At 66.7% G+C, this 10,398-nt stretch carries 8 protein-coding genes; 1 reads left to right on the top strand and 7 read right to left on the bottom strand.

The annotated features are described in order from the left end of the window. Positions 1-86 precede the first annotated feature (86 nt). From BWR19_08125 to BWR19_08115, 3 genes are read right to left on the bottom strand one after another with little or no spacing between them, the layout of a single operon-like run. Positions 87-890, bottom strand: coding sequence for a multidrug transporter (locus tag BWR19_08125; protein ID APX92898.1), 804 nt, complete (start codon positions 888-890; stop codon positions 87-89). A 5-nt stretch (positions 891-895) separates the two neighbouring features. Next, positions 896-1,684, bottom strand: a complete 789-nt coding sequence (locus BWR19_08120; protein APX92897.1) for a hypothetical protein — start codon at positions 1,682-1,684, stop codon at positions 896-898. Between the two features lie 37 nt (positions 1,685-1,721). Further along, positions 1,722-3,101 (bottom strand): channel protein TolC, encoded by a 1,380-nt coding sequence (locus BWR19_08115; GenBank protein ID APX92896.1) that lies wholly within the window; start codon positions 3,099-3,101, stop codon positions 1,722-1,724. Between the two features lie 268 nt (positions 3,102-3,369). Between BWR19_08115 and BWR19_08110 the strand changes: the two genes are divergently transcribed. Continuing rightward, positions 3,370-4,359 (top strand): hypothetical protein, encoded by a 990-nt coding sequence (locus tag BWR19_08110; GenBank protein APX92895.1) that lies wholly within the window; start codon positions 3,370-3,372, stop codon positions 4,357-4,359. A 91-nt stretch (positions 4,360-4,450) separates the two neighbouring features. Here BWR19_08110 and BWR19_08105 read toward each other — a convergent pair whose 3' ends face one another. From BWR19_08105 to BWR19_08090, 4 genes are all read right to left on the bottom strand, one after another. After that, complete coding sequence (locus BWR19_08105) at positions 4,451-6,127, bottom strand: 30S ribosomal protein S1 (protein APX92894.1); 1,677 nt, start codon at positions 6,125-6,127, stop codon at positions 4,451-4,453. A 169-nt stretch (positions 6,128-6,296) separates the two neighbouring features. Next, complete coding sequence (locus tag BWR19_08100; protein ID APX92893.1) at positions 6,297-7,004, bottom strand: cytidylate kinase; 708 nt, start codon at positions 7,002-7,004, stop codon at positions 6,297-6,299. After that, positions 7,001-9,289: a bifunctional prephenate dehydrogenase/3-phosphoshikimate 1-carboxyvinyltransferase gene (locus tag BWR19_08095; GenBank protein ID APX92892.1), complete on the bottom strand. Its 2,289-nt coding sequence runs from the start codon at positions 9,287-9,289 to the stop codon at positions 7,001-7,003. The genes BWR19_08100 and BWR19_08095 overlap by 4 nt, the downstream gene beginning before the upstream one ends. 2 nt (positions 9,290-9,291) lie before the next feature. Next, on the bottom strand, positions 9,292-10,383 hold the full coding sequence (locus BWR19_08090) for a chorismate mutase (protein APX94951.1): 1,092 nt from the start codon (positions 10,381-10,383) through the stop codon (positions 9,292-9,294). Positions 10,384-10,398 lie beyond the last annotated feature (15 nt).

Below are 10,398 nucleotides of genomic sequence, written 5' to 3'. Positions count from 1 at the left end.
CTGGCTGACCGCGGCCCGATGGCTCCGGGGGAGAGCACATCGGCCGACGGAAGCGTGACTCGGTGGCGCGGGGTATGGTGGGTGCGTCAGTGCACCGGCGCATCGTCCTCGCTGGTGCTCTCGACGCGCTGCTCGGCCGGGTCGCCCTTGGCCTGGGCCTCGACCCGCTCGCCGCCGCGCGCCAGCCGGCTCAAGCGGTTGAAGTTGCGCATCGACTGCAGGTGGATATACAGCAGCTCCAGCTCATCGCTGGCCAGCATCGCCTTCAGGGCGTTGTCATCGATGCCCTTGAGCTTGCTGCGATTGACCGCCTTGAAGCCGGTCAAGGTGCGCGAGCCGCCCTCGCCCTGGCGCACCTGGGCCTGCACGTCCTCGAGCAGGTCGAGCTCCATCAGCCGCTTGCCGAAGGCGCGGGTGCGCTGGAAGTGGGCCTGGTAGTCCTGCAGGAAGCTCAGCACTCGCTCCAGGTACTGGGTGCGCTGGCCTTCGCTGTCGAAGAAGCGCTCGCCCTTGCCCTCGGCGTTGATGCCCGGATAGCTGTCATCGATACACAGGGTGAAGGTCTTGCCCTCCTCGCTGGAGGCAAACACGAAGGGATAGCGACGCAGGAAGGCGGGGACGTATTCGCCGCGCCACTGGCCGTCGCTGTCGACCATCAGGTTGCTGTCCTGGGCCAGGCCGAGCACGGCCACCGGCAGCACGCCGTCGTCGGCGTCGGTGAAAACGATCGGCAGGTCGCTGGCGGCGGCCGGAAACTCCGCCGCCATCAGCGGCACCGAATTGACCTCGGCGGCGAAGCCGAAGTCCTGACTGACCTTAAGCGACAGCTCGCTGTGCTTGTCGCGGGTGATGGGCTGTACGTTGCGGTAGATGAGGAGTTGCGTTGCCATCGTGACTAGTGCTCCTGGTTAGCATGTTGGGCGGCGCGGCCGCCGTAGTAGCAGGTGAAGAAGGGCCGATCGAGATGATCCACCCCCAATGAAAGGTTGCTGAGCATCTGGTTGCCGTGCTGCGCCAGCCAGCGCTGGACCTCAGCGCGCGGCGCCACCTGCCAGGAGCGGGCCAGAGCGAACAGCGGCCCGGCGATCCGCCCTAGCGCCAGGCGCGCGCCGTGCAGGTGCAGGTTGATCGAGTGCCGCGGCGTGGCGCTGCCGTGCTGGCGCTCTTCGATGCGCACGCAGACCGGCGGCCAGGGCAGCTGCCTCAAGGCAAACTGGATCTCGAGGTGTTCGAGCAGATCCTCGACGTCGTCCGGCAGGGCCTGGCACTGGGCGTCGATCCAGCCCCGCACCTGCTTGGCCGAGCTGGCCAGCAGGTACTCCGAGACGCTTGCCTCCTCGCCCGGCTGCCACTTCCAGGCGCGGTAGAGGGCGAACCGCCCGGCCGGCGGCGACGTCGGCAGCGGCGCCTCCCAGTACACCTTGCAGCGCTGCTCCTCGACGCCAAGATGCAGGAAGTGCGGCAGCGGCGCCTGCTGCAGCGGCGCGAGGAAGCCGGCCTGATCGTCATCGCGCATGCCCAGTTCGCTGAGCAGTTCGGGCAGCGCCGGCTGCAGCTCACGGGCGCTCAGGCCGTTCAAGGGCACCCCCATCAGGTGACGCACCGCGGACCACTGCCCCGGCCGCCATTTGGCCGAGTGCTCCTCAAAGTGGCCCCGACCAAGGCGCTCGCTGAAGGCGCGCATGCGCGCCACCTGGCGGTCGGCCTGCTGCCGAGCCGACTCAGAAGCTTGGCTGCTGGCTAGCGAAGACATCGACGGGCTCATCGAGTAGGGCATCGATCTGCTGGAGATCTTCTGCGTTGATCACTCCCGCGGCATGCCGCAAGCGCAGTACGCCGAGCAGGTAGTCGTAGCGGGCGCCGGCCAGCTCACTGCGGGCGAAGAACAGCTCGCGCTCGGCGTCGAGCAGGTCGAGCAGCGGCGTCACCCCGGATTCATAGCCAACCTGGCGCGACTCGACGATGCGCTGGTTGGTGCGCAGCGATTCGCTCAGGGCGCGCTCGCGGGACATGGCGGTGAGGATGCCCTGATAGCCGGCGCGCACCTCGCGGTCGAGCTCGCGACGCACCTGATCGTGACGCGAGCGGCTCACCTCGATCAGCTGCTCGCCCTCGCGCACCTGGGACGAGACCATGCCGCCGCTGTAGATGGGAATATTCAGGTCGAGTCGTGCGATCTGGGTTTCCACCTGGCTACCGCCGCCGAACAGCGAGCCCTCGGTGTCGTCGTTCTCGTAGCTGACGCTCAACCCCAGGGTCGGCAGATGCCCCCCACGGCGCACCCTCACCTCCTGATTGGCGACCTCCATGGCCAGCTCGGCGGCCTGCAGGCGCGGGTTGCGCTCAAGCCCGAGGCGCGTCCACTCCTCTTGATCGTCAGGGTCGGGGCGCTCCAGCGCGAGCTCGTCGCTCACCGGCTTGAGGCGATCCGGCAGGGTGCCAGTGATCTCCTCCAGGCCGTTCAATGCATCGCGCAGCGAGTTCTCGACCTCGAGCTCCCGCGACTCCACCTGCAGCAGGCGCGACTCGGCATCGAGCAGATCTACCTCGCGGGACAGGCCATCTTCGTAGCGCGCCCGGGCCTCGTTGAGATTGGTCTCGACCTCCTCCTTCTCGGCCTGCAGGAAGGTCAGGTTCTCGTAGAGTGCCAGCGCATCGAAATAGCGCTCGGCGACGCGCAGCACCAGGTCCTGGCGCGCCACTTCTAGCTCAGATGCCGCCTGCTGGGTCTCGGTGTCGGCCTGGCGAAATGCGGCCCAGCGCGAATAGTCGTAGACTGACTGCTCGAGGGAGATACCATAGACGGTGGTAGGAAAACTGGTACTGCCGCTGTCGAACACCTCATTGTCGGTGCTGACGATGTTCTGCGAGGTCTCGGTGTAGCTGGCGTTGGCCGAGACCTGGGGCAGCAGCGCCGCTCGGGCCTGGTCGTAACGCTCATCGGTAGCCTGCTTGCCGTAGAAATCTGCCTGGAACTGGGGGTCGTTCTGCCTGGCCAGCTCATAGGCCTGCATCAGGCTGGTGGCCGACGCCAACGGCGCCACCAGCAGCGACGCCGCCGCCAGCGGCAGCAGATAACGGCGGGGTAATGCCCTGCTCATTGTTGTACCACTCCTCGAAACGAGGCTCCCTGCGTTGGAGCACGTGTTAGTAACACGGTTTTACAAATTAGTGATTTCCGTCATTCTAACGACTGAGCCAGCCTACAGCGCGACACTCTGTGCCATACATCACGCCAGATTGTCCGCGCTCTCCGACGATTTTTTCTTAGCGCAGGGCCAATGACTGAGGCCGAATGACCGATACGGCAGGAGAAACGCTGTGCCACGATCCGATTCGACCCACTATCTCGACCAAGGGTTACCGCATGTGCACTTCCGCACCGGCGACCTGGCACCGGAGCACAGGTCGCGAGCCTGGCGCGATATCGCCGCCCCCTTCTTTCACGTCGACCCCGATCGCGGCGACGCCCTGGAGGGTGAGATCGACTCCTATCTGTTCGGCGACTGGATGCTGGGCACGATTCGCTGCAACAGCCACCGCTTCTTTCGCCAAGCATCGCTGGCCCCCAGCGAGGGGCTCAACTACTACTTCATCCAGGTCTACCGCCACGGCCAGCTGACAGGGCAGTGCGGCGACACCCCGCTATGCGCCCGCCCTGGCGACATCAGCTTCCTCGATACCCGGCAGCTGATCGACCTCGAGGCAACGCCGATGGAGAGCCTGACCCTGATCCTGCCGCGCTACGATCTGGGGCTCGACGTCAACGAGACCAACCTGCACGGCACCCTGCTACCCAGGGAGCAGCCGTTGACCAAGCTGATCACCGCCCACCTCGAAGCCCTTTGCGAACAGCTGCCCCAGCTCACCCAGCGCGACGTCAGGCGGCTGCAACCCTGCACCCGCAACCTGCTCGCCTCGGGGATCGACCCGGCCGAGTGCAATTCGGGCTTCTTCTCGCCCTCGGCCCAGAGCCTCAAGCAGCGCCTGCACGCCTTCATCGACCGCCACCTGACCGACCCGGGACTGGGCCCGGCGATGCTGCTCGACGCCTTCAGCATCTCGCGCACCACGCTGTATCGCGCCTTCGGCAAGCCCGGGGTAAGCGACTACATTCGCTACCGCCGACTCGAATCGGCGCTGCGCGACATGCGCAACCAGCCCCAGGAGCCGGTCAGCCAGGTGGCGTTTCGCTGGGGCTTCGCCAATGAGCGGCAGTTCCAGCGCGCCTTCCAGGCCCACTTCGGTATGTCGCCCATCGAGGCGCGTGAGCAGGGCGACCTGCTGCTGCAGCGCACCTCACCGGCCATTGCGATTCAGGAAACCCTGCTCTACTGGGCCCGCTACCGCCAGCCGTGATGGCTGAGTAACCGCCGCCCATAAAAAACGCCGCCTCCCGAAGGAGGCGGCGTTTGCGATCTGACGATCGTCGGACTGGCGCGCTAGGCGATCAGTCCTGGCCCATCTGCTGCTTGATCAGGTCGCCGATGGTGGTCGGGCCACCGCTCTCGGGACTCTCTTCGCGCAGCTTCTTGAGGTTCTGACGGGTGTCGTCCTGATCCTTGGCCTTGATCGACAGGTTGATCGCACGGTTCTTGCGATCCACCCCGACGATGCGGGCTTCGACACTGTCGCCTTCGCTCAGCACGTTGCGCGCGTCTTCGACGCGGTCGGCGCTGATCTCGGAGGCCTTGAGGATGGCAACGACGTCGGTCGCCAGCTCGACGTGGGCTTCCTTGGCATCGACTTCGACCACGCGGCCGGTGACGATGGCACCCTTGTCGTTGACAGCCAGGAACTCGGAGACAGGATCGGTCTCGAGCTGCTTGATGCCCAGCGAGATGCGCTCACGCTCCGGATCGATGGAGAGGATGACCGCTTCGGCTTCGTCGCCCTTCTTGAACTGACGCACGGCTTCTTCGCCGGTCTCGGTCCAGGAGATGTCGGACAGGTGCACCAGGCCGTCGATGCCGCCTTCCAGGCCGATGAAGATGCCGAAGTCGGTGATCGACTTGATGCTGCCGGCAACGCGGTCGCCCTTGTTGTAGCGCGCGCTGAAGTCTTCCCACGGGTTGGTGGTGCACTGCTTGATACCCAGGGAGATACGACGACGCTCCTCGTCGATATCCAGCACCATGACGTCGACATCGTCACCCACTTGCACGACCTTGGAGGGGTGGATGTTCTTGTTGGTCCAGTCCATTTCGGAGACGTGAACCAGACCCTCGACGCCCTCTTCCAGCTCGGCGAAGCAGCCGTAGTCGGTGAGGTTGGTGACACGGGCGTTGACCTTGGTGCCTTCCGGGTAACGCGCGGTGATGTTGACCCAGGGATCTTCGCCGAGCTGCTTGAGGCCCAGCGAGACGCGGTTGCGCTCACGGTCGAACTTCAGCACCTTGACGTTGATCTCGTCGCCAACGGCAACGATCTCGGACGGATGCTTGATGCGCTTCCAGGCCATGTCGGTGATGTGCAGCAGGCCGTCGACGCCACCCAGATCGACGAAGGCGCCGTAATCGGTGAGGTTCTTGACGATACCCTTGATCTGCTGGCCTTCCTGCAGGGTGGCCAGCAGCGCTTCACGCTCGGCGCTGTTCTCGGCTTCGAGCACGGCGCGGCGCGATACCACCACGTTGTTGCGCTTGGCGTCGAGCTTGATGACCTTGAAGTCCAGCTCTTTGTGCTCGAGGTGCGTGGTGTCGCGCACCGGGCGCACGTCGACCAGCGAACCCGGCAGGAAGGCGCGGATGGAGGCGACGTCGACGGTGAAGCCACCCTTGACCTTGCCGTTGATCACGCCTTTGACAATCTCTTCTTTCTCGAAGGCGGCTTCCAGCTCTTTCCACGCCTCGGCACGCTTGGCCTTCTCGCGGGACAGGCGGGTCTCGCCGAAGCCATCTTCGACGGCTTCCAGGGCCACCTTGACTTCATCACCAATGGCAATGGTCAGTTCGCCATTGTCATCGCGGAATTGGGAAACAGGGATCTGACCTTCGGACTTCAGGCCGGCATTGACGGTGACCCAGTCACCTTCGATGTCGACGACGGTGGCCATGACGATGGCACCCGCCTCCATGTTGATATCCTGGAGAGACTGTTCAAATAACTCAGCAAAGCTTTCGCTCATGATGTTCCTGTGATCAACGTTTTAATAGCGGCGAACCGCCTTCTCCGTACCACCAGCGAGTACGGGCCTACTGCAATGATCCCCGGGGACGTTGGCGCTGGTTCGACCTGGCCTGGCTTTCTGAAATGAGACTGCCGTGCCACGTCATGACGTCTTGCCGGGGGCTCCGTCATGGATCGTCAGGTGTCGCGGCCAGGCCTCGCTGGGCCAGCAGCTGCGTCAACCGATCCACCACTTCCGGTATGGTCAGGCGCGTGGTGTCAAGCGTGATGGCATCGTCTGCCGGCTTGAGCGGGGCCACGCTGCGCTGCATGTCGCGCGCATCGCGTGCCTGAATCTCTTTTAAAAGACTCGATAGACTAGCAGTCACGCCGCTTTCCTGCAACTGCAGGTGGCGCCGCTGCGCCCGCTCCTCGGCGGATGCGGTGAGGAAAATCTTCAGCGCTGCCGCGGGGAATACCACGGTGCCCATGTCGCGACCGTCGGCGACCAGGCCGGGCGGCGTGGCGAAGTCGCGCTGACGCTGCAGCAGCGCCTCGCGCACCGGGTTGAGCGCCGCCACCTGGGAGGCGCGGTCGCCGGCCTGCTCGGTGCGAATCGTACGGGTCACGTCCTCGCCTTCGAGCAGCACCCGCGGCTCGCCGTCCTCGACCAGAAACGCAACGTCGAGACTCGCCGCCAGCGCCGCCAGGCCCTCGGCGTCGTCCAGCGCCACCGCGTGCTTGGCGGCGGCCTGGGCGGTGAGCCGATACAGCGCCCCGGAGTCGAGCAGGTGCCAGCCGAGGCGCTCGGCGACCAGCCGACTGATGGTGCCCTTGCCGGCGCCGCCCGGCCCGTCGATGGTCAGTACCGGCGCCTGGCTGGCGGTATCGCTCATGCGCCCTCCTGCTCGGCTGGCTCCTCGGCCAGGCTCAGGCCGACCTTGCGCGCCAGGTCGATGAAGCCGGGGAACGAGGTCGCCACATTGGCGCAGTCGTCGATGACGATCTCGGCGCCGGCGCGCAGCGCGGCGATGCTGAAGGCCATGGCGATGCGGTGGTCGCCGAGGCTGTCGATGCGCCCGCCGCCGTAGCTAGGCCCGTTGCTGCCCTCGCCCGCCGCGCGGCCGACGATGTCGATGCCGTCGGGGTGCAGGGTGTTGTCGACGCCCAGCGCGGTGAGGCCGTCGGCCATCGCCTGCAGGCGGTCCGACTCCTTGACCCGCAGCTCCTCGGCGCCGCGCAGCCGCGTGGTGCCCTCGGCGTTGGCCGCGGCGATGAACAGCGCCGGGAACTCGTCGATGGCCAGCGGCACCTGCTCCTGGGGAACCTCGATGCCCTTGAGCGGGGTATAGCGCACGCGGATATCGGCCACCGGCTCGCCGCCGACGTCGGCCTGGTTGGATAGCTCGAGGTCGGCGCCCATCGCCTTGAGGATATTGATCACGCCGATGCGGGTGGGGTTGATGCCGACGTGCTCGAGCAGCAGGTCGGCGCCCGGAGTGATCGCCGCGGCGACCAGGAAGAAGGTCGCCGAGGAGATATCCGAGGGCACGTCGATGGGCCCTGCGGTGAGCCTGCCGCCGCCCTCCAGCCAGCAGGTGTCGCCGTCGCGGTGCACCGGGTAGCCGAAGCCGTTGAGCATGCGTTCGGTGTGGTCGCGGGTCGGCGCCGGCTCGCGCACCTGGGTGACGCCCTCGGCGTACATGCCCGCCAGCAGCAGGCAGGATTTCACCTGGGCGCTGGCCATCGGCATGTCGTAGTCGATGCCAGTAAGCCGACGGCCGCCCTTGATCTTGAGCGGCGGCCGCCCGCCTTCGCGAGTCTCGATCTCGGCGCCCATCAGGCGCAGCGGATCGGCCACGCGGCCCATCGGGCGCTTGGTCAGCGAGGCGTCGCCGATCAGCTCGCTGTCGAAGGCCTGGCCGGCCAGCAGCCCGGCAAACAGCCGCATGGCGGTACCGGCGTTGCCGACGTAGAGCGGCCCGGCGGGCGCCTCGAGGCCGTGCATGCCGACGCCGTGAATGGTCACCCGCCCCTGGTGCGGGCCCTCGATGGCCACGCCCATCTCGCGGAAGGCCTGCAGCGTGGCCAGGCTATCCTCGCCCTCGAGGAAACCCTTGATCTCGGTGACGCCCTCGGCCAGGGCGCCGAGCATGATCGAGCGGTGCGAGACGGACTTGTCGCCGGGCACGCGAATGCGGCCGGTCACGGTGCCACCGGGGGCCACCCGATAGCGAAGCGCTTGCTGTTGCATGGTGTGATCACTCACCTGGTAACGGGTCTTGTTGAGTAGCGTATCGAAATAGTGCCGGGCGTGGCTGGCGCGGTCGATGGTGGCCAGCATGGCGTCGCCATCTCCGGCCTCCACCTCGCGGCGCAGCCTGGCCAGGCCGGCCTCGAAGTCGTCGAGGGCGTCGAGCACCGCGCGCCGGTTGGCGGTGAAGATGTCGCGCCACATCACCGGGTCGCTGCCGGCGATGCGCGTGAAGTCGCGAAAGCCGCCGGCGGCGTAGCGGAATATCTCCAGCCGGTCGTCCTGGCGGGCCAGGGTATCGACCAGCGAGAAGGCCAGCAGATGCGGCAGGTGGCTGGTGCGCGCCAGCACCTCGTCGTGGCGCTCGACCTCCATCTCCAGCACCTCGGCGCCGCACGCCTGCCACATCGCGCGCACCCGCGCCAGGGCCTGCGGCGCGGTATCATGCTGCGGGGTGAGGATGACCTTGTGATGACGATAGAGCGTCGGGTTAGAGGCCGCCACGCCGCTCTTCTCGGAGCCGGCGATGGGATGGCCCAGCACCAGCTGTGCCGGCAGCCGGCCGAAGGCGCGGATCGCACTGTCGCGGATCGCCGCCTTGGTGCTGCCGACATCGGTGATCACCGGCCAGGCGTGCTCGGGACGCTCGGCCAGGGCCTCGGCCAGGGTCGCCATTACGCCGTCCATGGCCAGCACCGGCACCGCCAGCACCACCAGGCTGGCGCCTTCGAGCTGCTCAGCGAGCCGCGTGCCGCCGCTGTCGATCAGCCCCATCTCGATGCCGCGGGCGATCTCGTCGGGATCGCGGTCGCAGGCGGCGATCTCGCCGCCAACGCCCTGGGCCTTGAGCGCCGCCGCCAGCGAGCCGCCGATCAGGCCGAGGCCTACGATCAGCATGCGCGATGCCTGCATGCCTCTCTCCTGCATGCTTAGAGCACGCCCATCGGGTAGGAGCCGAGCACCTTGAGGTCGGCGGCGCGCAGCCGCACCTCTTCGAGCACCGCGGCGACCCGCGGCTCATCGCGATGGCCCTTGAAGTCGATGAAGAACACGTAGTTCCACACCCCGCTGCGCGAGGGGCGCGTCTCGAGGCGCGTCAGGTCGATGGCGTGGCGGTGGAACGGCTCGAGCAGCTCGTGCAGTGCCCCCGGCTGGTTGCGCATGGCGACCACCACCGAGGTCTTGTCCTCGCCGGACATCGGCACGTCGTGGTTGCCGATGATCAGGAAGCGCGTGGAGTTGTCGGGGCTGTCTTCGATCTTCTCGGCGATGCGTTCCAGGTCGTATAGCTTGGCCGCCATGTCGCCGGCGATCGCCGCACTGTGCCACTCGGTCTTGACCAGCTTGGCGGCCTCGGCGTTGGAGGCCACCGCCACCCGCTCGGCGTGGGGATAGTGGGCATCCAGCCACTTGCGGCACTGGGCGAAGGACTGCGGGTGCGAATAGATCCGCGACACCTTGTCCTTGCGGGTATTGCTCGATACCAGCAGGTGGTGGTGAATGCGTAGCACCGCTTCACCGCAGATCCGCATCGCCGAGTCCATGAAGGAGTCGAGGGTGTGGTTGACCACGCCCTCGGTGGAGTTCTCTACCGGCACCACGCCATAGTGCACGGCGCCGGCCTCGACCTCGCGAAACACCTCGTCGATGGCCGCCATCGGCAGGCTCACCGCGCTGTGGCCGAAGTGCTTGAGCGCGGCCTGCTGGGTAAAGGTGCCCTCGGGGCCGAGATAGGCGACCTTGACCGGCTGCTCCAACGCCAGGCAGGCCGACATGATCTCGCGGAACAGCCGCGCCATCTCCTCGCTGTCCAGCGGGCCGGCGTTGAGCGCCATGATGCGGCGCAGCACCTGGGCCTCGCGCTCGGGGCGGTAGAAGACCGCCGCCGGGTCCTCCTGGGTCTTGATCTCAGCCACCCGCTTGGCGCAGGCGGCACGCTCGCTGATCAGGTGCAGAATATCGCTGTCCAGCGCGTCGATACGCTCACGCAGCGCCTCTAGGTCGATCGGGGTATCGCTCATGGTCATCCCCTGAAG

This window comes from Halomonas sp. 1513 (genome assembly GCA_001971685.1).
Taxonomy (GTDB): Bacteria; Pseudomonadota; Gammaproteobacteria; order Pseudomonadales; family Halomonadaceae; genus Franzmannia.
This window is presented reverse-complemented; position numbering and strand designations above follow the sequence as displayed.

What these genes read in the sequence shown, in the direction of transcription:
- BWR19_08090 (APX94951.1), bottom strand. Translation starts at nt 10,383, where the DNA reads ATGAGCGATACCCCGATCGACCTAGAGGCGCTGCGTGAGCGTATCGAC.
- BWR19_08120 (APX92897.1), bottom strand. Translation starts at nt 1,684, where the DNA reads ATGCGCGCCTTCAGCGAGCGCCTTGGTCGGGGCCACTTTGAGGAGCAC.
- BWR19_08095 (APX92892.1), bottom strand. Translation starts at nt 9,289, where the DNA reads ATGCAGGAGAGAGGCATGCAGGCATCGCGCATGCTGATCGTAGGCCTC.
- BWR19_08105 (APX92894.1), bottom strand. Translation starts at nt 6,127, where the DNA reads ATGAGCGAAAGCTTTGCTGAGTTATTTGAACAGTCTCTCCAGGATATC.
- BWR19_08100 (APX92893.1), bottom strand. Translation starts at nt 7,004, where the DNA reads ATGAGCGATACCGCCAGCCAGGCGCCGGTACTGACCATCGACGGGCCG.
- BWR19_08115 (APX92896.1), bottom strand. Translation starts at nt 3,101, where the DNA reads ATGAGCAGGGCATTACCCCGCCGTTATCTGCTGCCGCTGGCGGCGGCG.
- BWR19_08125 (APX92898.1), bottom strand. Translation starts at nt 890, where the DNA reads ATGGCAACGCAACTCCTCATCTACCGCAACGTACAGCCCATCACCCGC.